We start from the raw sequence: 26,266 nt of genomic DNA on the forward strand, positions 1-26,266 counted from the left end.
TAATTATTTTGCCGTGCTTAACGGCGCATGATACTTAGCATTCTACCAAATTCTCCTTTAATATCTTGCTTGAATAATGAACCACCAACGCTAGGATGAGGGCTTGAACCAGCACGTAAATCGTGGCCGTTACATAGAGAGAGTATTGCGTAAACAGCAGAGAAAGCGTGAGATGCAGTAGTGAAGAGCCGAAAGTTATATACATCAACTGTTTTGTTTCCTTGTAGAAAAACATGTAGTTGCAATAGAGAAAATAAAAGCATTGCAGTATTCCATAGCCGCAAAGTATGAGAAAATAAGGGACAGCAGGAGTGTATTTGGGCAATGCGATATAGCAAATGGGGACGATACAGAGTACATAAACAACGCTCGCTGCAGCATAAACGCAAGCGATAGTCTTAGTTTGTCGACGCAAAGCCATGCGTTTTTCTTCACTTGAAGTGGCTTTATTACCCAAAATCTGATAGAGTGTTACGGAATTAGTAGCGTTGAAAGCCGAACCAATCATGACAATAACAGTAACCAAGTTAATGGCAAAACTAAAGATACCCACCTCATAAGTAGAGTAATGATAATTGATAATATAGCGGTCTAAGCCCTGTTTTATCCATATGGTAGCCAAGTGTGGAATCATAGGGAGACCAAAAAAGATAATCATTTTGTAGCGTTTCCACGAAAAGCCTGTAGTGAAAAGACGGGCATGGTAGAATGAAAAAAGTGCCAACAGCCCCAAGATGGTTATGCAAATCAACTGTGCATCGATGCGTCCGAGCCATCCTTGCTTGAGCAGAATAACAAAAATTAGGGTAAGAATAAAGTTCAAAAGTGCATTAGTAATACTCCAAATACCATAGCTTTTAAGTCGTTCTTGAATACGAAGATAATCCTGATGAATATTAAACAAGAGATTACCGAACGAAATAATCAGTGCATAATAGAGCAAAGGACGTGTTATTTCCAAGGCTTTTACCATGTTATCGGTGAGTAAAGAGGCCACCAGTGTGAGTACAAGAAACGACAAAGTGTGAATGAAAATAATAGCCGTAAAGTCCTTTTTAAATACCGAATAGGTCTCACGGAAATAGGAAATAGATACATATCCATAGGTCGAAAGCCCAATAAAGTAGCCTGCAAAGGTGACAATTGTGCTGAAAATGCTAAGTTTTCCATAATCGGTAGGTAAGATATAACCAGCAACCAAAATGAGGATAAGGAAGTTACAACCTTGTCCTAAGAATGAAAAAAGCGAGTAGAGCGATCCGTTCACTAATGTCTTATTACCTTTAGCGTGCAGAAAGATTGAGTTTATCGTCATCCAAAAAGATTTAATGAAACTTTCGTTCTTGTTTTAATTGGTCGAAGTGAGCGACGTCTCTGTATTTGATAATGAGGGCAGGATTACCGCCAACAATGGCACATCGGGGTACATCTCGCGTGACAACAGCACCTGCAGCGATGATTGCGCCTTCACCAATACGGATACCTCCCATAATGATAACGCGGTTTCCAATCCATACAAAGTCCTCAATGGTGATGTCTTTATAGATATATGTGCTGTCATAGGGGATTTGATTACCCTCATAATTGTGATTTTCAGTGATAAGCATGCACTCGGTTCCTGAATGAAAATAGCTTCCAATGTGAACTTTTCCACTCCCTAAAATCTTCATTCCGTTAAAACAACAATAATCTTTTACCATAGTTTGTTGGGAGAAAAGACATCGTTTGTTCACCTCAAGTCCCTCACCATAGCCGCCCAATATACGTTTAGCCCTTAGCGTAAACCACCATTTTTGGAAGAAGTTTATTGCTAACCGCAATTTAGAAAATAGTACCATATTTTATTTTCTTGTTTATTTTTCCTTGGCACATATAGTCTTAATGCCATGATTTTTATAATAATCGGTTACAACTTCTATTTGCCTAATGAAATCGTTTGTGGCTTTTACCTTAAAGATAACATTCTCAATACGTGTCTTTGGGAATAGTAATTTGATGTTATAAAGTGCCGTTGAAGTGTAACCTAATACGTAATAAGGCTGGTATCCAAGGTTGGAAAGGAATAGCTCAACGGTCACTTCCGGTCTAATATATTGCACATTATACTTTGAACACAGTGATTTGGGAAGTTCGTGCGTATCTCTTCCATGTGGAATATAGTAAATGTTGTGTTGGCTTCCATACCGTTCTTGCAGTTCTTTGAACGTAGCTTCTAAGTTATTCATCACCCTATCAAAAGGCAGATTGCCCGGTTCGCAGAAACGATCGTAGTTGGTTCCGATGAAAAAAACATCGCGGAGGTCGCCATTGTTCTGCTGATTAACGATTTGTTTGAAATCATTTAGACGAATATTAAAGGCTACATTGTGAATGTCTCCATATACGGTATAGATGTTGTTATGGTTATCTATACTCCGCAATTTACAGGCCAATACAAATGATAATTGGTGTAATCGCACTCTCATCCGAACCTTAGGTTTATATCCCTTCAGTAGAAATATGTTATCATTACCATCATCTAAATAGACGATGCTTCCACCATTACTCAACCGTGACAGCCCAATATAGTATTGTAAGAGGTTTCGTGAATCGCCGATAAACAGCCGTTTGTATTTTGAAATATGAGGCTTCAAGAATTTAATGCTATCGATTTTCGTCAGTTTTTCCATATTTACAACTTCATAAGCAATGCCTTGCTGTCTGAAAAGCGTAAAAAGCTGTTCATTACGAACGTCCTCTATCAGGGCTAAATAAAAGCGATAGTCAGTAATTTCGAACTCCTTGAGGGCATTAAATGCACAAAGCGCTTGAAACGGAGAGGTAATAACGAAAACAGAAGGTACTGCTTTTTGAAAGGCAGAAGTCATGACTTTTTTTTGATTATATGTTGTTCTAATAAGCGATTGCGCGCAGAAAGAAAGTTATCGAGGTTAATATTCGACTTTTGAATAATATCAAAAAGGGAATGTTTCCCATCTGAATAGTTGAGTAACCACATCATGGCTTTGAGCTCATCTGACTTATTTCCCACGGCACTTAATGTAGGATAGAGCCCTCGTTTTCCTAATTGAACTTCACAATAAGGCATGAGATTGATAAATATTTCATCATTTTCGAGGGTGTCAATAATACGTTCAAGCAAGTCAGCAGAGCCCAAAATAGATTCGAAAGAGATAAAAGCTTTATTGTCTTTTGAGGTATGATATTCTTTATATTGCTCATACATCGTTCGCGTTATCGAACAGAATGGAAGGTTGATACCGGGAGAACAGTATTGCCTTTCATCACTTCCTCCCGAAGGAAAGAAGTCGATAAGAGTTCCTTTTTTTTGTTGAATGTAATAGCTTGCGATGCGGTCGATGTCGGAATCGCCTATTCGTGACTTCTTCAACGAGAAGTTTCCGCGGTCGCCTACGCAGGTAAGAACGATGCCTGCAAGCGTGTTTTGCAGCATCTCTTGATAGTGTTCTGAGAGATACCAAATGCTTCCGATGGTCTCAGGCATAAGTAAAAACTTGTAGGTGTAGTGCAAATGCTTCTGCTTTAAGCGCTGATAGAGCTCCAATAACAACAGTGGTCCCGACAACTCATTATTGGCCATGGAGGGATGACAGATGTAAGAGGTGAGGTAAACGCACTTCTCTGAGTCGCCCTTTAAGGTGGCCTCGCCCACGGTCATGCTGCCTTTTTCATCTAAACTACTATCTATCAACACTTCATATTGGGCTGTTTTATCGAGTTTGTCGAACTGGTTTTGCGATAAACAAAAGCCCCATCGCCTTGAATAATAGGACGTCCTATAAGGTATTGCATCGGGAAAATCGGGCAAAGTATATAGGTGTTTGCACAACATTTCAAACGACATCGTTTCATGAATCGGCGTAGAATAGCCCAGAAGATGTAGATTATTGTCTCTGAAATCAACAATTTTCTGCCCTTTATCATCTTTAATCCAAGCTTCGTTTACATTCCATTCGGGCGGGATTGTCCAATCAAAACAAGTAGTACCGCTTGGAATTTCACGAATGTTGAAAGGCATATAATGGTTTAAAATAGCAAAGGATCGACGGTTTCCTTCACCCGAAAGACTTCGGTTCAATGGCCAAAGCTCATCAAAAATAGCTTCTAACTCGGTTGTGTTCATAATGGCAATTGTTCATTCGCACCGATAATGATGCGTTCTACAAACTCACGGAAGACGCCTTCGCCTCCTCTTTTCTCTAAATCGATGCTGCTATAGGATCGGATATAGGCTGAAGCACTGCTTGGGACACCTGTGATTCCACCAGCTTTTTGCACCGCTTTTAACACTTCTAAATCGCCCAAATCATCACCGATATAGGCAATCTCTGCCAATGTTACATTCAAATTACGACAGATTTCGTGCACTACTTTCAACTTATCGCTAACGCCTTGATAAAGATAATCAATCTTTAGCTTCTCTGACCGGCGTGTAACAATCTCGGTATCTTCGCCTGTAATGATGCCAACGGGGATGGAAAGGCGATGAGAAAACAGCACGCCTGCACTATCTGACGTGTTGAAACGTTTCCACTCATTGCCCGTTTGGTCATAGTACATGCCTCCATCGGTCCACACACCATCAATGTCTGTAAGTATTATTCGGGGGAGTTTTCTCATCATTCCAAATACTTTTGGTAAATAATCTCATTCTTGGGAACGAACGTTTTGAGCTTCTTTCCAATCAGGAGAGAACGTTCTGACCACTTAAAACCATCGCCCGGACTAAGCATATGAATATCATTTTCGGTGATAATATGGCCCACTTTCAAATCCTTATTGGACGCAATGGAGCGTTCAAGTTTAACTTTTGACGCAGCAACACTCCGATCAATGTAAAGGTCTTCTGTGCCTAACCAATGTTCAACCAAGCGGATATCGCGCACCATTCTACGTACACCATCAGGACCTAAAGAGCCTTTTTGGTCGGTACCTTTCATGCCCCGGTCAATGGTGATATGCTTTTCGATAATCTTTGCGCCCATACCTACGGCTACAATTGGGGCAGCAATACCAATCGTATGGTCGCTAAAGCCAATGGTATATTGACCATAATGCTTCTGTAGATAGCGAATGGTGAGAAGGTTTAGATTATCGGGTTCGGTTGGATATTGCGATACACAATGCAGAATAGCGATGTTATCGTGATACTTTGTTATCACTTCTAAAGCTTCATCTAATTCTTTTTTGCCTGCCATACCCGTTGAAAGAATAATCGGTATGCGCGTTTCGGCTAAGGCTTCCAATAGCGGAAGGTTGGTTAAATCACGACTGGCAACTTTCAATCTGTCGGGCGTGAAGAGACGAAGTAGTGACAAACACCCTTTTGCACATAACGTTTCGACGAACTCTAAGCCCAAAGACTTGGCATATTTATAGACCTCGTAGTGCTCTTCATCACTGAGTTCTAAGAACTGACGATGCTCACCATAAGTCTTTCCAAAGGAGTTTGGCGTGTCATAGGGGCGATTCATCTGCGATGATGATAGCTCTTCTGCGAGGTCTCTCTTAGTCAGTTTGACCGCATCTATAGGCATAAGGGCTAAGCCGAAATCTTCTTCTGTAATCGGACGTGATACTAATTCTGTTAAAAGTTTGGCGATATCAACTGAGCCATTATGGTTTTGTCCAATCTCACCTATTATATATGTCGCTTCCATATCGTTACGTTTATTTGCTGTTTTGCTTGATTTGCGCTTCCATTTGCTGATAGAATGCGGGGTGATGATCTAAGAAATCGATTACTTCGGCAATGGAAGGATAGGGGTTTTTGCTACATAATGCACTATAAACCTGCTGTGCTGTCTCGAAATCCGAGCGTGTGTCGGTAGTTAATCGCACATGAGAATGAGTAGCCAGAACCGCAGGACCATCTAACCATTCAATGGAAAAATCATCGGGATGGCTATAGATGTAGTTCGTGACATGCTCGTGATAGAGTGGCTCTTGCGTGGTGTTCTTCACACATTCCAAGGCATTGCACGTCACATATTCTGTCCAAAAGCCATAGTGTGTTTTAATCGATGGTGTGCCATTGATATTGAAACTCATATAATCGCAATTACTCTGCCGTGCTTTTTCCACCAATTGCCGGATTGAATGAAGCTCTAAAAAAGGATTGTCAGAGCAGATGCGAATGAGTCTTTCTGCATCAAAGGCATGCGCCGCATCGATAAATCGTTGTAATACATCGTTCTCTTCGCCTCGGAAACAACGCACACCTTCTTGCTTGGCCAATGCTTCTATCGCATCATTTTGCGAATCCTTAGAGGTCGCTATCACGATGTTCGTACCTTCAACCTGCTTGAGTTTATCAAGCAACAGTTGCAAAATACACTTGTTTTCATAGAAAGGCAGGAGTATTTTGTTAGGTAATCGCGTTGAACCCACACGCGCCTGAATCATAAATGTAATCATAAGCCCGTTCTTTTATTATAATTTCCAACCACTTGTCTTATTTTATTCTATCCTAATCTCTTCTGAACAAGTCTCTTGTATAAACCTTTTCTTTGACATCCTCCAGACAATTATCGTAGCGATTGGCTATGATTGCCTGACAACGCTGTTTGAACACGTCAAGATTATTAATGACTTTGCTGCCAAAGAACGTTGAACCGTCTTCAAGTGTAGGCTCGTAGATGATGACATCGGCTCCTTTCGCCTTGATACGCTTCATTACACCCTGAATACTTGACTGTCGGAAATTGTCGCTGTTGCTTTTCATCGTCAGTCGATAAACGCCGATGACACATTGCCGCTCTTGTTTTGAATCATAATCTCCACGATGATAATAGTCATAGTAGCCTGCTTTGTGGAGCACACGATCTGCAATGAAATCCTTACGTGTGCGATTACTCTCCACGATAGCCTCAATCAGGTTCTCAGGAACATCTGCATAGTTGGCCAATAACTGCTTCGTATCTTTGGGAAGACAATAGCCTCCATAGCCGAAAGAAGGATTATTATAGAACGTACCAATGCGTGGGTCAAGCCCTACCCCATCAATTATATCCTTACTCTTCAGTCCTTTCATCTCGGCATAAGTATCCAACTCATTGAAGTAGCTGACACGCAAGGCAAGATAGGTGTTGGCGAAAAGCTTAACGGCCTCGGCTTCCGTCAATCCCATGAACAATGTCTCGATATTCTGCTTGATAGCGCCCTCTTGCAAGAGGCTGGCGAAACAGCGTGCCGCCTTATCCAATCGCTCATCTCCTTCAGGTCGGCCGACAATAATGCGACTGGGATAGAGATTATCATAGAGTGCCTTACTCTCGCGCAGGAATTCTGGCGCGAAAATGATGTTATCGGAATGGTATTTTGCACGAACGCCTTCGGTATAGCCCACAGGAATTGTGGACTTAATCACCATGATGGCCTGTGGATTCACCTGCAAGACAAGTTCGATAACCTCTTCCACATGCCGGGTATCAAAATAATTTTTTACGGGATCGTAGTTGGTAGGCGTAGCTATCACTACGAAATCGGCATCTTTGTAGGCCGAAGCAGCATCAAGTGTGGCTGTCAAATCCAGCTTTTTCTCAGTGAAATACTTCTCAATATACTCGTCCTGAATGGGGGAAACGCGCCTGTTCAGCATCTCCACTTTTTCAGGTATGACGTCTACCGCCACCACATGATGATGTTGTGCCAACAACGTTGCGATACTGAGTCCCACATATCCGGTGCCCGCAATAGCTATTTTCATATTATTATTTTCCATTGATAACTTTTAATTTATGGCAAATTAGAATCCCGTTTATCCCCAACCGGATTGTAAAAACTACTAACAAGAACTCTCTTCCCACTCACTCCATGCTTATGGAATAAGTAGTACGAGAACATGCACGTAATCAAACCACATATAAGAGCGTCCGTAGGGATAGAGAAAGAATGGCGTAGAAGGGCAAATCGTGCTCACTATATCTGCAATACGCCTATCCATTTTGTCGTTTTATAACCTTATAATTCTCTAATTCCTTGCTCTGCAACCTTGTTTTATCCAAAATTGCGTCACAACCATCTTACAGTCTGATCAATAGTTTGTTCATAACAGACCTTGCAAAAATACAAAAAAAACACATAAAACCATCATAAGTCGGTCTGTAAAATCAATCACATACAGGTTTCTTTGTGTTTTTTCTTTGCTAATAGCCGAATGTTGTATGTAAATATGGCTTACATTCCTTTCTATCTCCTCTGTTTTACGACGTAATATGACCAAGCCAAGGAGGTGGCATCATTGGAATTGAATATATATACATGACTGTTTGAGCGGACACGTGAGCTGTACATCCCCCTATATTTATTCAAGTTGTTCGAGATACCAGTTATATTGATAATCAACAGCTTATGGCTTGCATTCCAATCTCACCCATATTACGTTCTAATATCAGTCATTTTAGACTGTAATATCAGTCATATCAAGTAGCAAAATAGCTGAGATTAAATTCTAAACCTCACAACGTGAGCTCCACAACCATATAAAACAAAAAAACATGAGTCCGATACACCACGTACCGAACTCATGCATTATTTATCTTTTAACTACCTTTTTTATCGGGGAGACAAGGATTATGTCGCCCCAAAAAGGTCCTCTATGGATTTTATTCTTGCTTTATTTTACGTAGATTATAGCAAGACGGTTAGAAGTAATGCCTTGAACACCCTTACCATCAGCCTTTTCTACGGTCACACCCTTATTCTTCAAGTAGTTAGCAACAACGTTTGCACGGTTCTGAGAAAGTCTATTGTTGAATGAGGTTGAGCCTTCAGGAGAAGACGTACCAACAATCTGAACCTTGCTACCCTGTGCAATATTATCAAGAACTTTCTTGGCATCGCTTGTAAGTTTAGACTTGCCTTGAGCGAATGTTACGAACAGAGGATTGGTGCAAGCAGTGTTTCCTTCAGCAGGAACTTCCTTAACAACTTCTCTGATAACCTCTTTTGGCTTCTTTGCAAGTTCGTCACGAAGATCACTAATCTGTGAATTGAGTGCATCAATTTCGCTCTGATCACGCAATGTTGCAATCTTGAAGTTATGAGTACCGTTAGAAGTCTTGAACTTGTAAACCAAACCGGCATTCAACTGCACAAAGCTGTGATTTACATTGTACTGAATAACATCGTTACCCAAGTGATAAGGACTGTTGGTCTTATCGTTGAGACCATAGATGATAGCCGGCTCAACATAAATCTGCCATGCTTTGTCTGCACCTAAATTGAAAGCGAAGTCAAGTCCCAACTTTGAAGTAAAGTTATTGTGGCACTTAGCTGCTTTATACTGCTTCGTATTGCCGAACAGATGACCCCAGCCAATACCGCCGAGAGCAATAACTTCGAACGTACGTGGCTCACCCTTATAACCGCCAAACCAGTTGCTCAGATTAACAGTACCGAGAAGGCTTGTATTCAAAAAGCGAACAAATGTGCCAGTTGACTTCCAAGGCTTATTTGAGAAATAAGCATTGCTTTCAACAGCCAAACCAAACACAGGAGTAAACCAACGACCTACACGAATGCCAGCATTGGGATCCAATGTCTTCAGTCTACCTTTTACACCGTCATTCTTCGTCGTTTTTGTAGCGACACCGCCGTTGACACCTACATAGATGTTATCGAACGTCTTGCTCTCCTCTACAGTTTGCGCAGAAGCAGATACCGCTATAGTAGCCGCAGCGAACAATAAAACTAACTTTTTCATGTCTCTCTAAAAATTAATTAATGATTATTGAATTTATTCTTTTTCTTATTTTACGGGTACAAAGTAATTAAAAAATATTGGAACCACCAAATTTTTACAAATAAAATTATGCTACAAAGCATAAAAAGTGAGAAAAAACAATTGACTTTATCAATTTTACACCTTTTTCTCTATTGTTTCTTGAGTCATCATCGGTTCTTAGATAAGTTTTTATTATCTTCGCATCATGAAAAAAATTATACTGATTACCGGCGGACAACGGTCAGGTAAAAGCATGTATGCCGAGCAATTGGCGCTATCGCTTTCTGACTATCCTATTTATATGGCTACAGCGCACATATGGGACGAAGAATTCAAAGAACGTGTAAACCGACATCGGGAACGTAGAGGAGCAAACTGGACGAACATAGAAGAAGAGAAATATCTGTCAAGGCACTATATATATAATAAGGTGTGCGTGATTGACTGTATCACGCTTTGGTGTACGAACTTCTTTTATGATAAAGATAGAAAAGTAGGAGAACAACCCGGAGTTGACGAAGCCTTGGAGGCTATCGAAAGAGAATTCGATAAATTCACGGCTCAAGAGGCAACATTTATCTTCGTGACCAATGAAATCGGGAGCGGTAGCGTCAGTGATAATGCCATTCAAAGAAGCTTTACCGATTTGGAAGGCTGGATGAACCAATATGTAGCAGCTAAAGCCGACGAAGTTATCTTGATGGTTGCAGGGATTCCCGTTAAAATCAAATAGAGATGAAGTTCAATATAGAAGCACCCAAAGAGGATATCAAAGCTTTACTTGTCAAGAAGATTGACAATCTGAATAAACCTAAGGGTTCTTTAGGGAGATTAGAAGAACTGGCCCTGCAAATCGGACTTATTCAACAAACATTATCTCCTACACTTTCCCACCCTTGCCATTTGCTCTTCGGAGGAGACCACGGCATTGAACGCGAAGGTGTATCGGCCTCTCCCCGCGACGTGACATGGCAACAGATGATTAATTTCACTAAAGGTGGTGGCGGAGTCAACATGCTATGCCGTCAGCATGGCTTCAAACTACATATCATTGATATGGGAATAGACCATGAACTCACGGCCTATCCAACCATCATCGACCGCAAGATAGCCTATGGAACTAAGAACTTTCTGCATGGTCCGGCCATGACAGAAGAAGAATTCGACCGAGCCATCAGCACAGGGAAAGAGATGGCCGACCGCTGTTTTGAAGAGGGGTGTACCGTTATTTGCATGGGAGAAATGGGGATTGCTAATACATGTCCGTCGAGTATCTGGATGAGTCTTTTCGGAAACATCCCACTAAGCGAATGTATCGGGGCCGGTTCGGGGCTCGACAACGAAGGCATACGCCACAAAGAGAACGTTTTGAAGAATGCCCTAATCCGCTTCAATGCTCGTTCCTGCCAAACGATTGACGCTATTCGCTATTTCGGAGGCTTTGAGATGGTAGGAGCTATCGGGGCCATGCTCCGTGCTGCCGAGCACCACATGATCATCATGGTCGATGGTTTTATTATGACGGCCTGCATGCTGGCGGCATCAAGATTATATCCGAACATTCTACATTATGCCGTCTTTGGTCATTGCAGTGGCGAAAGCGGGCACCGCAGAATGCTTGACTGCATGAACGCCAAGCCTCTACTATCCTTAGGTATGAGGCTCGGCGAAGGTACCGGAGCCCTGTGCGCTTATCCCATTATCGAATCTTCCGTACGTATGATGAACGAGATGAACAACTTCGACAATGCCCATATCACTAAATATTTCTGACCGATGAATATTCGTCTTCCATGGCGCGACCGCCTTTTCGCCGCTTTCATATTCTTCACTCGCCTACCTTTCTGGCGTATCCATCAACCCCGAAAAGAAGCCTACGAAACCGTAGTCGAACTATGGCCGCTCACTGGCTGGCTCACCGCCGGTTGCATGGCAGCCACCCTTTACTTTGGTTCGTTCGTTGTGCCGACAGCATTGGCTGCCATGGCAGCCATCATCGTGCGCATTCTCATCACCGGAGCCTTACATGAAGACGGACTTGCCGACTTCATCGACGGCTTCGGTGGAGGCGGAACCGACCGCAAGCGCATTCTCGACATCATGAAAGACAGCCGCATCGGCACCTATGGCGTCGTGGGGCTCGTCCTCTACTTCATGCTGCTCCATCAAAGTCTAACGATACTCCCGCCACGCATCACAGCACTGATGATACTTGCAGCAGACCCTTTCTTCAAGATGATGACCGCCCAACTCATTCAGATGATGCCTTACGCACGGACGGCCGAAACGGCAAAAGGCCAAGTAGTCTACCGCAAAATAAGCATCAAGGCCGGTTTGTTGCTCCTCATACAAGGCACACTTCCCGCTATCGGCTTGTGGTATTTTGCAGGCCTGCCCTACCTCGGCATCGCTATGCCTGCACTCGTATTCTATCTGCTCTACCTGTTGATGCATCGCCGTATCAACGGCTATACAGGCGACTGTTGCGGAGCCGTGTTCCTGCTGACTGAACTCACTTTCTATCTCACCTACATCACACTCAATTCATGAAAGTAACACTCATCAGACATACCAAGGTAGCCCTCCCCGAAGGTACATGCTATGGCTGGAGCGACGTAGCTCTTGCCGACACATTCGAGCAAGAAGCCGCTGCCACCAAGCACAACCTTCAAAAGAACCTACCTTTCGATGCCATCTTCTCTTCGCCGCTGACGCGTGCCCGCCAGTTGGCGGCTTACTGCGGCTACCCCACCCCTACGCTCGACGACCGTCTCAAGGAGATAAACATGGGCGAATGGGAGATGCGTCGCTACGATGACATCGAACGCGAAGACTCGCATATCCTTGCGTGGTACGAAGACTATATGCACCTCGAAACCACCGGCGGCGAGAGTTTTCCCATGCTCTACCGTCGCGTCGCGGCCTTTCTCGACCAACTCAAAACTCGCTCCTACAACCGTGTCGCCGTGTTTTCTCATGGCGGCGTCCTTATCTGTGCCGGCATCTACGGCGGTTTGTTCACTAAGGAAAATGCCTTCGAGAACCTCGTGCCGTTCGGAGGAATCGAAGAGATTGAAATATAAAACTAAAATCTTGGAACAACACCAAGCCGTCATAACTCGGGCGACCCGTTGATTTATAGCCCTTGGTACAGGCGATTTCCATAATGCTTCGTAGAGGGAAGTCCGGTCGATTATCCTGTCTATTTGGGAGGAATGACTACCCCATCACCATCAACTACAGCGGCCCGATGACGAAGGCATACCCCCCCGAAACAAGGAAACCGAAGGGGCGCGGGGCTTCCGCCACGGCGGAAAGGGGTTGAACCGAGAAAAAATGTCCGTCGCCCACGGGCGAAGTTAATTAGGGTTAATAAAATGATCTTCGCCCACGGGCGACGAAATAAAAATTAACAGAAAATCTTTTCGCCCACGGGCGAAGTTAAAAAAACGTAATGAAATATCCGTCGCCCACGGGCGAAGATATATTTTTTAACAATCAACTGCTTTCGCCCCCGGGCGATGATAATAGAAAAGAAAAAAAGTGTGACGCCCACGGGCGGAAACAAAAAAATGGAAAAACGAAATACTGCGCCCTACGGCAAAAGCACCACATTATTAGCAAATAACATTTATAACCATGATAATTAAAATCTCTAAAAAGAGCCATCTCCAAAACTTGGAGCATTCACACACCGAAATACGGCAGCTCGACACTGCCTGAGACGAGTCGTATCGCGTCCAGCAATTCACGGTGCGGGCGGCCAAGCATCCCCGTGCGGCTGATAGTATCGCCCCTAATCATTCCACGCCCCGCAATGCGGACAGCGTCCCTTTCGGCGCATCGCACGGCCGCAGTTGCCGCAGATGAACGACGTGCCCGATTTTGTGGCATAGCGATACAGCGCAAAATAGACATAGGCCGCCAGCAGCAGATAGCCGATATAATAAAGCGACAAAATGCTGAAGACAATATAATCCACAGCGCAGACACCTATCAACCCACATATATAAAGCACGGCCTCGGCCGCAGGGAGTTTATGGAAAGTGTCGTCCACGGCAGCGATACCCACGATAAGCATGGCCCATACGGAGGAAAGGAAGATAGCGAGCAACGGCGGAACGGAACAGGGATTGAGCGTCGGATGGAAATAGAAATGCCGCCACACGTCGGGGGCGAAGTTCTGTATGCCGGCATAGAGGGCTGCGGCCGACGCGACGATGAGGGTCAGCAACGTAGGGTAAAAGGAATCGATGTCGCGGAAATGCACCAGATGGGCATTCTTGCGCATGAGTTTGCGAATGACGTAGCCGGCCAATATCCCGACAATGACTATCAGGAATATCAGCAGATGGATATCGGAGAAGGTGGAGATGAACTGCGAAATCGGGTCGTCGGGCACCACCTTGGGCAGCAGATAGGATTCCCGTTGCCAGCCGAACGTGGATTGGTCGCGCGCCACCTGAACCCAGACCGAGTCTATCGAGTCTGTGGGCATGATTCTGATATCAGCCACGACCAGATGATCGTGCTTGCGGACATAAATCGTGTCGGTGGGTAGCAGGGCCGACACCTCTTCGGGCTGCTGTCGGATAAGGGCCAGCGAGTCGGCCTTCACAATGAAATTGAAATTGTTGGTGTAGTGGTGCTTGGTTTGAAACGACAGAGAGTCGAGCTGCTTCGCATTATACGTCACCGTAGCATCGTGCGTGGTCTGCTTGCGGTGGTAGCACGAGGTCAGCAGCAAGATTGCCGCCACCGCGCATGCACAGCGGAAAAGTTGTCGGACCGTATGGTTTCTGTCAATGTTCATATCTTTTTTTTATTCTGCATAGATGTTCATTTGGCACGCCGCGCAGTTGAATTCCAGTCGGAAACGTCGTCCGTCTCCCAACCGGAGATAAAGCGGCTCCGTCCATGTGGGTTGTTTGCCGCCTCGCTTGACACAAAAGCCCAGCGAATATTTAATGCAATGCCGGCACTGCATAATCAAGGGTTCCTTCGTCGGCGCCAATTCAAAAGCCGGACGAATGTTTTCCAATCCGTGCGCTTGATAGAAACGCTCGGCAAGGTGGTTGGAAATATTATAGAGATAGGGAAACTGCGCGTATTCCCGCGGCACGTCCCCCACCCCGCGGGCGCAAGTTTCTGCCGGCTTCCGGCTCAGCACTTCTTTGCTCAAGACCGTTTTTTGCGCCAATTGCCGGACGGCGTCTCTCCGAAGTTCTGCCAACAGACTTGATGGAACAAACAGCCTTGCGGCCTCTTCCTCCACCTCGACATCGCTGCACGAATAGATGGTGTTGCCCAACTTTGTCAGTTGCTTCTTTATATTATCGTGTTGCGGCTGACGGGCCTCCTGATGCGCGAACGTTATTTCCGAGCGAACCTCTACCCCCGTCTCTACGCTTTCAACATGAAGTGCGAAACCGTCGGCAGTCGCACGGAATTTCATTTTGACGGGGAGCCTGCGTTCGGCCGTTACACCCGACAGCAGGCGGGAAAACGCCACGTCGTTGTTGCGATAGAGGGCCACGCCGGGCTTTAAGTCGGACGGCATTTTCAGCGGATAGAGTCTATTTCCGACGGCCTTGTTGATGCGAAAGCCTTCCAACTCATGCCGGTCATTGACGAAACACAGCCCGTCGCCATTCTCAAACGACGCTGTGCCGGCCACATTGAAAGAGCCGCCGCGCAGCTCCTTCACCTTGCCCACATACTCGCCCATCGCTTTCGGCGTGTCGAAGCAGGCAATGTCGTTTTGGCGGCCTTCCAGAAAATAAGTGGTGAATCCGCGATTGAAAGTCTTTCGCAGATTGGACTGGAACGTATAGTCTACCTTGCCGTAGGAAGCGCGCCGATAGTCGTCGGGGCGTTTCGCTATGAGCTTGTCCAACTCACAACTATACGCGCTGACCACGTTCTTCACGTATTCCACATCTTTCAGTCGGCCCTCGATCTTGAACGAGCAGGCACCGCTGTCGGCAAGCAATTCGAGATGGTCAATGCGACACATGTCGCGCATCGACAGCAAATAGCGCTGATGCTCCACCGCTCTGCCGGCATTATCCAACAAGTCGAACTTCATTCGGCAGAACTGCGCACAGGCCCCACGGTTTGCGCTTCTGTGGAAGCAATGCTCTGAAGCGTAGCACACGCCGGAATAACTGACACACAGCGCTCCGTGCACAAAAACCTCTAACTCCATATTGGGAACCTTCTCGCGGATTTCCGAAATATCCTTGGCCGAAAGTTCACGCGCCAACACGGCCCGCTTGAAACCAAGTTCCTGCAGCCATCTGACCTTCTCCGCAGAGCGGTTGTCGGTCTGTGTCGAGGCATGCAGTTCCATCTTGAAAGGTTCCGGCTCCCGCCACTCTGCCACCATTTCTAAGATGCCCATGTCCTGCACCAGCAGTGCATCGACACCGCAGGCATTCAGGTCTTTCAGCAACAGCCGAGTGGCGGAGAGTTCGTCTTCGTAGATGATTGTATTCACAGTGACATAAACCCGTGCGCCATACGGGTGGGCATACTCACAGAGCCGGCGAATATCGTCGACGCTGTTGCCTGCAGCCGCACGGGCACCGAAGCGCGTGGCCCCGATGTACACCGCGTCTGCCCCGTGGTCGATAGCCATCTTGCCGCATTCAAGGTTCTTGGCCGGAGCCAGCAGTTCCAGTGTGCGCATTTCTTATCTGATGTCGTCAATGTTATACGGAGTCTGCTGGTAAACGTAATAGTTTATCCAGTTGCTGTAGAACAGGTTGGCATGCGCCCGCCACGACACCACCGGTCCCGCTTCGGGGCGATTGTCACGATAATAGTTGACGGGCAGTTCCACGTCGTCGCGAACGTCTTTGTCGCGTCTGAACTCGCGGTCGAGCGTATTCGGCGCATACTCCAAGTGCCCGGTGATGAAGAATTCCCGACCTCCACGCGCCATGACGATACTGACACCGCTCTCGGGAGACGCCGCAATGATTTCGAGTCCGGGCACGGCTTCGATGTCTTCGCGCCGCACCTCCGTGTGCCTGCTCTGTGGCATGAAAAAGCTGTCGTCAAAACCTCGGAATATGGGCAAAGCCTGCGACAAAGGGTATTGTCGGAAGATGCCGAACATCTTCTTCGGCAACGCATATTTAGGAATGCCATAGAAATGATACAGCCCAGCCATCGCGCCCCAGCACAGATACATGGTGCTCGTGACGTGCGTGCGCGCCCAGTCGAATATCTCCCTGATTTCCGCCCAATATTCCACCTCCTCGTAATCCATCATTTCGATGGGTGCGCCGGTAATGATCATGCCGTCGAACTTATGCGTGGCCAGTTCGTCGAAATCCTTATAGAACATCATCATGTGCTCCACGGGCGTGTTCTTGGGCGTATGGCTTCTGAGTTTCATAAAGCAGATTTCCATCTGCAACGGCGTGTTCGAGAGCAGACGCACGAGGTCGGTCTCCGTGGTTATCTTCAGCGGCATCAGATTGAGCACCACGATCCGCAGCGGACGAATTTCCTGACTGTGGGCTCGCGTCTCGTCCATGACGAAGATGTTCTCATGCTTCAGAATATCGATTGCAGGCAATCTGTCGGGTAATCTTAACGGCATATCTCGTTTTCTTATGAGTTCGGTGATGCAAAGATAACGGTTTTTATTCGAAAACGGAAAAGAGTATGCCGCAAACCCGCCGTATTCGCCGTTTTTGTCAGCCGTAGATGTTTTTTAAAACAGATGGGGATGTCACGGGCATGAGACCCGGGTCTCACGAACGCGAGAGGGGGATGTCACGAGCGCGAGAGGGGGATGTAAATGAAATTAGATCCCCCTCTCTTTTGAATTAGAGCTATGTCTCTTTAAAAACAGGTCGGTGACGGACGTTCAAAACCTGAAGTCCACCTCTACGTCTATCACATTATAATTATGCGCCGTCTTCAGACCTCGGTCGTTGATGCGTGCATACTCGAGGTTGATTTGAAAGTTCTTGTGGAACAGATAGTCGGCTCCCACCTCATACTGCGTGCGCGCCCTGCCCCACTCCGCACTCGGCCGGTAGAGGTCGTAGCGCGCCTTCACGTGCAACTTGTTCCTGACGACGGGCGCGATGACCAAGCTGTAAAATCCGTCGGCCTTGCTGCCCAAGGTCTCGTTTACCTCGCAGTTCGTGAAGCCGGGGTCCTGCGCATTCGTGTTGCTGATGGGCTTTGCGAACGCGCGGCCCATCGAGTGGACATACTCCGAGCGCAGTGTCCAGTCGTCGAACTTGTATTCGCCGCTTATGGCGTAGCGGTGCTTCGGCAGCGAACGGATACCCTCATAACGCGTCGTACCTTCGAGCCATTTGCCCTTGCGGGCCACAGAGCCTTCCCAGCCGAACACACCGAGCCGCATGCCCGCCACTGGCATCACCCACAGGCCACCGATAAGGTCTTTGCGCTGGTCTACGTCTTTCGTGTTGATGCCTTGCCCGTTGAAGAGTCCGATCTGATAGTGCAGCAGATGCCGACCGGCCGCGTTCTTGAGGAAATCGCCTTGGATTTGCAGCCCCATGTCGCGGCCGTTGCTGGGCTGTTCGCCGCTTCGGTCGCTGAAGCCGGCCAGTTTCGACACGGCCTGCCCCACGCCCATGAAGCCCTGATCGATGGGGTGCATGGGGTTCTCGAATGTGAACGGCCGTTTGTATTGGCCTATCTTGACCTTGAAGAAATCATACTTCTGCCATTCGGCAAACAAATCGACGACGCGCGGACTACTGCCCAAGGTCGATGTGTTTCCGTTGAACTGAATCTGCGTCTTCCAATAGAAATCGTTCAGGATACGCCCATCGAGCGATAAGCGGAGCAGCCGCAGATTGAACGTGTTGCTCTTGCTTCCTTCCTGGTCGCTGCATTGATACTGGGCCATGCCGTAGCCGGACAGCCTGACATTGCTGAACCATTCTTTTTGCTGCGCACTGCCACTGAGCGCGGAGAGCGCAAGCAGCACGGCGAATAAAGTCTTTTTCATCTTTTTCAGTAGGTATTTTAGTTGTCTCTTTTTTCCAGTAAGACCACGTTCTCTACGTGGGGCGTGTGAGGGAACATGTCGACGGGCTGAACCGCCGTCACCTTGTATGCCGTGTCCATCAACTGTAAATCGCGCGCCTGCGTCGCGGGATTACAGCTCACGTAGACGATGCGCCCCGGGGCTGCGTTCAGTATGACGCGCACCACGTCGGGGTGCATGCCTGCACGCGGCGGGTCGGTGATGATTACGTCAGGGCGACCGTGTTCGGCGATGAAGCCGTCGGTGAGAATGTTCTTCATGTCGCCTGCGTAGAACAGCGTATTGGCGATATTGTTCACCTTGCTGTTTTCTTTTGCGTCTTCAATGGCCTCGGGCACATATTCTATGCCGATGACCCGGCGGGCGCGGCGGGCCACGAAGTTGGCTATTGTGCCCGTCCCGGTGTAGAGATCGTAGACGAGTTCCTCGCCCGTGAGTGCGGCGAACTTGCGAGGGACACTGTATAAATGATAAGCCTGCTCGGTATTCGTCTGGTAGAAACTCTTCGGACCCACTTTGAATTTCAGGTCTTCCATCGTTTCATAGATAAAGTCCGTCCCCTTGAACGTCGTCAGTTCCAAATCGCCGAAGGTGTCGTTCCCTTTTTGATTATCCACGTAAATCAGACTTGTTATCTGTGGGAAGCGGTCGGCGACGTGCCGAAGCAGGCTTTGTGCGCGTTGCTCGTCGCCTTCTTCGTCATAGTGGAACTGCACCAAAAGCATGAACTCTCCAGTATTGGAATTGCGCATCATCAAACCACGCAGCAAACCGTGCTGTGCGCGGATGTCATAGAACGACATGCCTTGTGCTTTCGCATAGCGGCTTATCTCGTTGCGGATTTGATTGTGCAGGTCGTCCATCAGCAGACATTTCTCTATCGGATAAATTTTGTCAAATGCGCCTGTGATATGAAATCCGATGGCACTCTCGTTCAAATTGCCCTCCTTTCCCGCTTCACGGGGCGGCATCGCCTCTATTTCCTCCTTAGTGTACCAGCGTTTATTGGCACAGCCAAACTCTAATTTGTTACGATATTCTTTCGTCTTGACACTACCCATGATGGGATTGAACTCCGGGAGAGCAATCTTTCCGATACGTGTCAATTGGTCGAAAACCTGCTGCTGCTTGGCTTTCAATTGCTCCTCGTAGGGAAGATTCTGCCATTTACATCCGCCGCAAATACCGAAATGAACACACATCGGTGTCTCGCGCACCTTACTATATTGTACTATCCGCACAATCCTGCCCTCCATGAAACTGTGTTTCTTCTTGGTGATTTGCACGTCCACAATGTCCCCAGGAACACAAAAAGAGACGAAGACCACTTTGTCTTCGTAATGGAAGAGGCATTTGCCTTCGGCTGCAATCGCCTCAATCAACACATTTTCTAATATAGGGAAAGGCTTATGCTTTCTTGTCATATCTGATATTGAATTTGTTTGCAAAAGTAGTAAAATAATCCCAAAGTCTGACGTGGAACAGTCATTTAATTCCCTCATGCTTGCCTATATGGTGAAATGTAAGGTGTGGTTTACAAAAAAGGAACTAAAAGTTTGGTAACTTAATTTATTTATACTATATTTGCGATACAAAAAATAAATTTAACGAAATAAAACTATCAGACACCTATTTAACTATGAGTGAGAAAAGAGTTTATACTTTCGGAAACGGTAAGGCCGAAGGTGGAGCAGATATGAGAAATCTGCTTGGTGGAAAAGGAGCGAACCTTGCCGAAATGAATTTGATTGGCGTTCCCGTGCCTCCCGGATTTACAATCACGACAGACGTCTGTAACGAATACTTCGAGAAAGGCAAGCAGGAAGTTGTCAACCTGTTAAAGCAAGAAGTCGAAACTTCAGTCAAGCATATTGAGACCTTGATGAAGTCGAAGTTTGGCGATGTTGACAATCCACTGCTCGTCAGTGTGCGCTCCGGTGCACGTGCGAGTATGCCGGGCATGATGGATACCATCTTAAACCTTGGCCTTAATGACGAGGTGGTAGAAGGTTTGGCCCGCAAGACCGGTAATGAACGCTTTGCATACGACAGTTACCGTCGCTTCGTACAGATGTACGGAGATGTCGTCCTCGGCATGAAACCAGTCAACAAAGAGGATATCGACCCCTTCGAGGCCATCATCATGGACGTGAAGCGGCAGCGTGGAATTACGCTTGACAACGAAATGAACGTCGACGAACTGAAGCAATTGGTAAGGGCTTTCAAGGCAGCCATCAAGCAGCAGACGGGCAACGACTTCCCCACAGACCCGATGGAACAGTTGTGGGGTGCCATCTGTGCCGTATTTGATTCTTGGATGAACGAACGCGCCATTCTTTATCGCAAGATGGAGGGCATTCCTGCTGAATGGGGGACCGCAGTCAATGTTATGGCCATGGTTTTTGGCAACATGGGGAATACTTCGGCTACCGGCGTTTGCTTCAGCAGAGACGCGGCAACAGGCGAGAATTGTTTTAATGGAGAATATTTGGTCAATGCACAAGGCGAGGACGTTGTTGCAGGAATTCGCACCCCACAGCAGATTACCAAGAAAGGTTCTTTGTGTTGGGCCGAGCAACAATGCATCGATGAGAGCGTCCGTGCTTCAAAGTATCCGTCGATGGAGGAAGCCATGCCCGAGATTTATGCACAGTTGAACGATATTCAGCAGAAGTTGGAAGCACACTACCATGACATGCAGGATATGGAGTTCACGGTTCAGGAAGGACACCTATGGTTCCTTCAGACACGCAATGGTAAGCGCACCGGCACTGCCATGGTAAAAATAGCCATGGATTTGTTGCGTGAAGGCGAAATCGACGAAAAAACGGCACTCCTACGTTGTGAGCCTAACAAGTTGGACGAGCTGCTTCACCCCGTATTCGATAAGGAAGCCCAACTCAATGCCAAGGTGCTAACGCGAGGCCTCCCTGCAAGTCCGGGTGCAGCCTGCGGTCAAGTCGTTTTCTTTGCCGACGACGCAGAGAGATGGCATGAAGAGGGACATCAGGTCATTATGGTTCGCATCGAGACGAGTCCTGAAGACCTTGCCGGTATGAGTGCAGCCGAAGGCATACTGACCGCACGTGGCGGCATGACCAGCCACGCCGCAGTCGTAGCCCGCGGTATGGGAAAGTGTTGCGTCAGCGGTGCCGGTGCCATTAATGTGGACTACAAGGCACGCACGGTCGAAATCGATGGTAAACTCATTCACGAAGGTGACTACATTTCCATCAATGGCTCCACGGGCGAAGTCTATCTCGGTGAAGTCAAGACCAAGCCAGCCGAAGTCACGGGAGACTTCGCACAGTTAATGGAGTTGTGTCAGAAATATACGAAGCTCGTTGTCCGTACGAATGCTGATACGCCCCATGATGCAGAAGTGGCACGCAATTTCGGCGCGGTGGGTATCGGTCTGTGCCGCACGGAACACATGTTCTTTGAAAATGAGAAGATAAAGGCCATGCGCGAAATGATACTTTCCGACTCCAAAGAAGGGCGCGAGAAAGCACTCGAGAAGCTGTTGCCCTATCAGAAGCAAGACTTCTACGGCATCTTGAAAGCGATGGACGGCTACCCTGTCAATATCCGACTGCTCGACCCGCCCCTACACGAGTTCGTTCCCCACGACCTTGCCGGGCAGAAAGTCATGGCCGAGGAAATGGGACTTTCTGTCGAGGAAATCCAACACAGAGTGAACTCCCTGAGCGAACACAATCCGATGCTCGGTCATCGCGGCTGCCGCTTGGGCAACACCTATCCTGAAATAACGGCCATGCAGACGCGTGCCATTCTCGGCGCAGCCATCGAGCTGAAGAAAGAAGGCTACCGGCCACAGCCCGAAATCATGGTGCCACTTATCGGCATTGTCAACGAGTTCGATATGCAGAAAGATGTCATTCGCTCAACGGCAAAAGCCCTTTTCGAGAAAGAAGGCGTCGAGATTTCGTTCAAGGTCGGAACGATGATTGAAGTCCCACGTGCCGCCTTGACAGCCGACTACATCGCCAAGGAAGCCGAATACTTCAGCTTCGGGACGAACGATCTCACGCAGATGACGTTCGGATACAGCCGCGACGACATTGCAAGTTTTCTGCCCGTATATCTTGAGAAGAAGATACTGAAAGTCGATCCGTTCCAAGTCTTAGACCAGACAGGCGTAGGACAACTTGTCGAAATGGCCGTAGAGAAAGGCCGCTTCACCCGTCCGGACCTGAAGTGTGGCATTTGCGGCGAACATGGTGGCGAGCCTTCGTCCGTCAAATTCTGTCATCGCGTCGGTCTCGATTATGTAAGCTGCTCACCGTTCCGCGTACCCATCGCCCGATTGGCAGCAGCACAGGCAGCAATAGAATAAGGGCCTCCCCCCGAAAGCCTCTCCAAAAGCCTCCCCCTGCCCCTCCAAAGGAGGGGAGAAGCCCACCCCCAACCCCTCCCGAGGGAGGGGGAGTAGAAGCCTCTCCCCCAACCCCTCCCCGAAGAGGGAGGGGAGTAAAATGCAAATAGACCTTGCGAACACTTTAGTTCACAAGGTCTATTCAATTCATAATGACATTATTCATCATTGCCCGCAAGCTCGGTCTCCCCCTCCTTTGGAGGGGGTTGGGGGGAGGCTTTCGGGGTGGGCTTTTTTGGGGCAGGCTCCCGGGTGTGTATTAAAACGGGGAGGGCAACACAGACAAGCGAGTTAATCATAAGGTGAATTTTGATTTTGACTAAATACAGGTAAGTCGTGCGCCCTCCCCAAGAAACCTCCCCCAGCCCCTCCGAAGGAGGGGAGCACAAACAGCGTGCAAACTAACTCCTCGCAAGCTCGGTCTCCCCCTCCTTCGGAGGGGGTTGGGGGGAGGCTCTCCTCCCCTCCCTTCGGGAGGGGCCGGGGGTGGGCCTTAATTCCCGTGCTGCCCTATCCCTCCTTTGCCTTTCTTCTTGTCTTCCACCTGTTCGAAGCTCGCGTCGTTCAGCTCGAAATACTTCTTCGAGGGCATAAGGTGGACAACGGGCTTCACGATGTGCTTGACAGCATTGAACTTCTCGTCCTTGGGCACCGCCTTACTCTTGAACGAAGGCAGCAGCGTTCCCATGTCGCCGAACTCCACCGTGTCGCCGTTGGCCACGAAGTTGCGTGCCGTGGCAATACTCATGTTCAGCACGGCGTGCACCTCCTCGGGCGAGAACGTGGTGTTGTTCGACACCGCCTTGCAAAACGAGCGGAAGTCCACTCGCTTGCGCCCCGTGGGAACGGCCACTTGCATGTCAACTTTGTTTTCCTTGCCTTTCACTTTCAGTTTGCGCAGTCTCAAGACAAACTGCAATGGACGATTTGCCATAGTTATTCCTTTCTTTTAATGCGGTTAAAAAATTGATTGTTATGATGATAAATCTCTCATTTCCTCTTGTCGCTTCCGGCCCTTCCCGCCCCTTTTCTGGAAACATCCAGATGTTTTTAAAAAAAGATCTAGATGTTTTTCCAAAAAGATCAGGATGTTTTTTAAAAAACATCTAGATCTTTTTCTGATTACATCCCTATCTTTTTCCAACCGGGCGGAAATGTCGCTTGAATTCGGGCCGTGGGCTCACTCAAACGCCTGCACACTCAACCCGATATCGCGGCGGTTGGCGATTACCACTTCCACTTTGGTAGAGCTGAAGTGCAGGGTAAACGCGTCGTACATGTACTGCGGGCCGGCACTCAACGACCAGTAGTTGCCGTCGGAGTTGATAAGGTACAGCGTGCCCTCGTAGTTGTATGAACCCAAAGCAGGCAGGAAGAAATAGTCTGCAAGGTTGGAGGGAGTGCCGTAGGTCGTGTTGGTTCTAGGAAGTGGCGTCTGAGGGGTCACGCGGTAATCGATGTGGGGAGCACCGGCCGTGGGCCAGTAGGCCTCTTTCATCTGTTCCCAGGTGAGGTTGCTCGGATACCCTTGAGTTTTGAGGTAGGCCACGATGGCGGCTTTCTTTCTCAGCCAAAGGCCACCACTGAGATAGACATTCTGCAGGTGCCCATTTCGGGCCACAACACGATATCCGTAATCAGTATGCGGGTCGCCATACCGTACATACCAGCACAGCTCGTTGGCGTTGGGGAGCGTTTGGAAGAGTGCGGTCTGGGCATCGTAGCGGTTGCCCAGGTTGTAATTAGTATTGAACCACCGCTCCGGGTCGTTTATCTTACTTTTTGGATAATTGCCATCGGGTGTTCCGTCGGCTCTTAAGTGGCCCCACCAATAGTCTTGCCGGGCATCCCACATGTAGTATTTAGGCGTATGCAATGATGGCACAGTGAGATTGGCCGTAACGTCATAGATATTGCCTTTGTCGAAGGTCTTATTGGTGAGCGTCTGGGTGACGACGGCCTCCACGTTGGTCGTCGGGTCTTTGACGGTGTACTCTATCTTGAAGTCGTAGGTGTCGGGGGGAACGACGAGATAGGTGGCATTGTCCTCTTGGCGCGCGTCGGTGTAGAGGGGGAAGTCGGGAAGGGTCACGTTGATAGACTGAAAGAGTTGGGGGTATCCTATCTCTGTGAGGTGTTCACCGTCAAAATCGTGAATATAGGAAAAGAATATCTGGTTCGACGTCGACGTAATTTTAATACCTTTCAGCCGAATATTCGGTGCAAGCGCTGCGTTTTCGCAACGAGGCAGGAAGCAAAGATAGGAAGACTTATGTGTAAGAGTGAAGTTGAACTTGTCAGGATTACCTGTGTTGCGTGCTATACCTGAGCCACAGTCGCCCCAGTCGCCAGCTTTACTGAAGTCGTTGGGTGCCGTGCGACTTTGCTCTTTGGGAAAACCGACAGAGCCTGATGCTGCAGGCGAACCATAAGAAGTCAAGGAGTTTCCCGTGTAGCGCACTTCGCAACCGTCGGCATAGTCCGACTTGCTACCGGGCAGGGAAAACTCTGCGCTGGCTCCGCCGTCATGCAGTGTGATAGCTGTACTTTTAGCCCAAGTGCCGTCTTGTTTCTTCACCCAGATGAAGTCGTCGCTCGTCCAATAGGCATCGGCACCTTGGCCCACGGTGTGCTTGATGTTTGTGCGTGTCTTTGCTCCGGCAAACTCGTCTTCATCTATGAACCGGCGCTTTGCCGAAATCTTTGTGTCATTGGTCGCGAAGACTACGCCGCCTTTCGGTGCTTCCGTTCCGTTCTCTTTCTTTTTGTCCTGCGCAATGTATTCATTGGCACAGGCGGCAAGCAATACCGCCACTATGAATAGTTGGCCAGTCTTTATTATTGTCTTTACTTTCATTTGCTCTTTCCTTTTAATTATTCTACAAGTTTGTTCTCCCTCCCTTTGGGAGGGCCGGGGTGGGTATTATTCCTCCCACACATTATAGCTTGGCAGGGTGTTCTCCCCTCCTTCGGAGGGGTTGGGGGAGGTCTCCTCCCACTCTTCATCACTGCCTCGCTTTGCATTGCCAAACGTGCCACCTTGTCCGATGTGTTGGTGCTGACCACTGACGGCCTG

At 47.8% G+C, this 26,266-nt stretch carries 21 protein-coding genes and 1 pseudogene; 5 read left to right on the forward strand and 17 right to left on the reverse strand.

Features of this window, described 5'->3' with window-relative positions:
- Window positions 1-34 precede the first annotated feature (34 nt).
- The 9 genes from HMPREF9944_RS02130 to HMPREF9944_RS02170 all read right to left on the reverse strand — a co-directional run bounded on the left by HMPREF9944_RS02130 (window position 35) and on the right by HMPREF9944_RS02170 (window position 9,727).
- Window positions 35-1,315, reverse strand: a complete 1,281-nt coding sequence (locus HMPREF9944_RS02130; RefSeq protein WP_008564125.1) for a lipopolysaccharide biosynthesis protein — start codon at window positions 1,313-1,315, stop codon at window positions 35-37.
- A 10-nt stretch (window positions 1,316-1,325) separates the two neighbouring features.
- The gene (locus HMPREF9944_RS02135) at window positions 1,326-1,838 is read right to left on the reverse strand and encodes an acyltransferase (RefSeq protein WP_008564126.1); all 513 of its coding nucleotides are present in this window, start codon (window positions 1,836-1,838) and stop codon (window positions 1,326-1,328) included.
- Window positions 1,839-1,853: 15 nt separating this feature from the next.
- Window positions 1,854-2,867, reverse strand: coding sequence for a hypothetical protein (locus HMPREF9944_RS02140; protein WP_008564127.1), 1,014 nt, complete (start codon window positions 2,865-2,867; stop codon window positions 1,854-1,856).
- Complete coding sequence (locus HMPREF9944_RS02145; protein WP_008564128.1) at window positions 2,864-4,144, reverse strand: DUF4910 domain-containing protein; 1,281 nt, start codon at window positions 4,142-4,144, stop codon at window positions 2,864-2,866. The genes HMPREF9944_RS02140 and HMPREF9944_RS02145 overlap by 4 nt, the downstream gene beginning before the upstream one ends.
- Window positions 4,141-4,641 carry a KdsC family phosphatase gene (locus HMPREF9944_RS02150; protein ID WP_008564129.1) on the reverse strand — a complete coding sequence of 167 codons (501 nt, stop codon included), beginning with the start codon at window positions 4,639-4,641 and terminating at the stop codon, window positions 4,141-4,143. Before HMPREF9944_RS02150 ends, HMPREF9944_RS02145 begins: the two co-directional genes overlap by 4 nt.
- Window positions 4,641-5,681 carry an N-acetylneuraminate synthase family protein gene (locus HMPREF9944_RS02155; RefSeq protein WP_008564130.1) on the reverse strand — a complete coding sequence of 347 codons (1,041 nt, stop codon included), beginning with the start codon at window positions 5,679-5,681 and terminating at the stop codon, window positions 4,641-4,643. Before HMPREF9944_RS02155 ends, HMPREF9944_RS02150 begins: the two co-directional genes overlap by 1 nt.
- A 10-nt stretch (window positions 5,682-5,691) precedes the next feature.
- Entirely contained in the window at window positions 5,692-6,438 is a 747-nt protein-coding gene (locus HMPREF9944_RS02160) for a cytidylyltransferase domain-containing protein (RefSeq protein ID WP_008564131.1), read from the reverse strand.
- 52 nt (window positions 6,439-6,490) lie between these two features.
- Entirely contained in the window at window positions 6,491-7,744 is a 1,254-nt protein-coding gene (locus tag HMPREF9944_RS02165) for a nucleotide sugar dehydrogenase (protein WP_044113194.1), read from the reverse strand.
- Between the two features lie 894 nt (window positions 7,745-8,638).
- On the reverse strand, window positions 8,639-9,727 hold the full coding sequence (locus HMPREF9944_RS02170) for an OmpA family protein (protein ID WP_008564134.1): 1,089 nt from the start codon (window positions 9,725-9,727) through the stop codon (window positions 8,639-8,641).
- Between the two features lie 226 nt (window positions 9,728-9,953).
- Between HMPREF9944_RS02170 and cobU the strand changes: the two genes are divergently transcribed.
- The 4 genes from cobU to cobC are packed head-to-tail and all read left to right on the forward strand — an operon-like array spanning window position 9,954 to window position 12,831.
- The gene (cobU, locus tag HMPREF9944_RS02175) at window positions 9,954-10,481 is read left to right on the forward strand and encodes a bifunctional adenosylcobinamide kinase/adenosylcobinamide-phosphate guanylyltransferase (protein WP_044113195.1); all 528 of its coding nucleotides are present in this window, start codon (window positions 9,954-9,956) and stop codon (window positions 10,479-10,481) included.
- Between the two features lie 2 nt (window positions 10,482-10,483).
- On the forward strand, window positions 10,484-11,521 hold the full coding sequence (gene cobT, locus HMPREF9944_RS02180) for a nicotinate-nucleotide--dimethylbenzimidazole phosphoribosyltransferase (RefSeq protein WP_008564138.1): 1,038 nt from the start codon (window positions 10,484-10,486) through the stop codon (window positions 11,519-11,521).
- A gap of 3 nt (window positions 11,522-11,524) precedes the next feature.
- On the forward strand, window positions 11,525-12,298 hold the full coding sequence (gene cobS / locus HMPREF9944_RS02185) for an adenosylcobinamide-GDP ribazoletransferase (RefSeq protein WP_008564139.1): 774 nt from the start codon (window positions 11,525-11,527) through the stop codon (window positions 12,296-12,298).
- A complete protein-coding gene (gene cobC / locus HMPREF9944_RS02190) occupies window positions 12,295-12,831 on the forward strand; it encodes an alpha-ribazole phosphatase (RefSeq protein ID WP_008564140.1) in 537 nt (178 codons plus the stop codon). The genes cobS and cobC overlap by 4 nt, the downstream gene beginning before the upstream one ends.
- Before the next feature lie 10 nt (window positions 12,832-12,841).
- Here the strand turns inward: cobC and HMPREF9944_RS13500 are convergent.
- The 6 genes and pseudogenes from HMPREF9944_RS13500 to rlmD all read right to left on the reverse strand — a co-directional run.
- A pseudogene (locus HMPREF9944_RS13500) lies at window positions 12,842-12,960 on the reverse strand (IS5 family transposase); the annotation flags it as partial.
- 584 nt (window positions 12,961-13,544) lie between these two features.
- Entirely contained in the window at window positions 13,545-14,561 is a 1,017-nt protein-coding gene (locus tag HMPREF9944_RS02195; protein WP_008564142.1) for a beta-carotene 15,15'-monooxygenase, read from the reverse strand.
- A 9-nt stretch (window positions 14,562-14,570) separates the two neighbouring features.
- Complete coding sequence (locus HMPREF9944_RS02200) at window positions 14,571-16,439, reverse strand: peptidase U32 family protein (protein ID WP_008564143.1); 1,869 nt, start codon at window positions 16,437-16,439, stop codon at window positions 14,571-14,573.
- Between the two features lie 3 nt (window positions 16,440-16,442).
- Window positions 16,443-17,360, reverse strand: coding sequence for a homoserine O-acetyltransferase MetA (metA, locus tag HMPREF9944_RS02205; protein ID WP_008564144.1), 918 nt, complete (start codon window positions 17,358-17,360; stop codon window positions 16,443-16,445).
- Window positions 17,361-17,630: 270 nt separating this feature from the next.
- A complete protein-coding gene (locus tag HMPREF9944_RS02210; protein WP_008564146.1) occupies window positions 17,631-18,755 on the reverse strand; it encodes a porin in 1,125 nt (374 codons plus the stop codon).
- 17 nt (window positions 18,756-18,772) lie between these two features.
- Window positions 18,773-20,218 (reverse strand): 23S rRNA (uracil(1939)-C(5))-methyltransferase RlmD, encoded by a 1,446-nt coding sequence (gene rlmD, locus HMPREF9944_RS02215; RefSeq protein ID WP_008564148.1) that lies wholly within the window; start codon window positions 20,216-20,218, stop codon window positions 18,773-18,775.
- Window positions 20,219-20,433: 215 nt separating this feature from the next.
- Between rlmD and ppdK the strand changes: the two genes are divergently transcribed.
- Window positions 20,434-23,151 carry a pyruvate, phosphate dikinase gene (gene ppdK, locus HMPREF9944_RS02220; RefSeq protein ID WP_008564150.1) on the forward strand — a complete coding sequence of 906 codons (2,718 nt, stop codon included), beginning with the start codon at window positions 20,434-20,436 and terminating at the stop codon, window positions 23,149-23,151.
- 532 nt (window positions 23,152-23,683) lie between these two features.
- On the opposite strand, the gene HMPREF9944_RS02230 is transcribed toward ppdK, so the two are convergent.
- Window positions 23,684-24,124, reverse strand: coding sequence for an HU family DNA-binding protein (locus tag HMPREF9944_RS02230; RefSeq protein ID WP_008564154.1), 441 nt, complete (start codon window positions 24,122-24,124; stop codon window positions 23,684-23,686).
- A 246-nt stretch (window positions 24,125-24,370) separates the two neighbouring features.
- The gene (locus tag HMPREF9944_RS02235; protein WP_008564155.1) at window positions 24,371-26,047 is read right to left on the reverse strand and encodes a hypothetical protein; all 1,677 of its coding nucleotides are present in this window, start codon (window positions 26,045-26,047) and stop codon (window positions 24,371-24,373) included.
- Between the last annotated feature and the right edge of the window lie 219 nt (window positions 26,048-26,266).

Origin of the sequence: Segatella maculosa OT 289 (assembly GCF_000243015.1) — a bacterium.
Lineage (GTDB): Bacteria > Bacteroidota > Bacteroidia > Bacteroidales > Bacteroidaceae > Prevotella > Prevotella maculosa.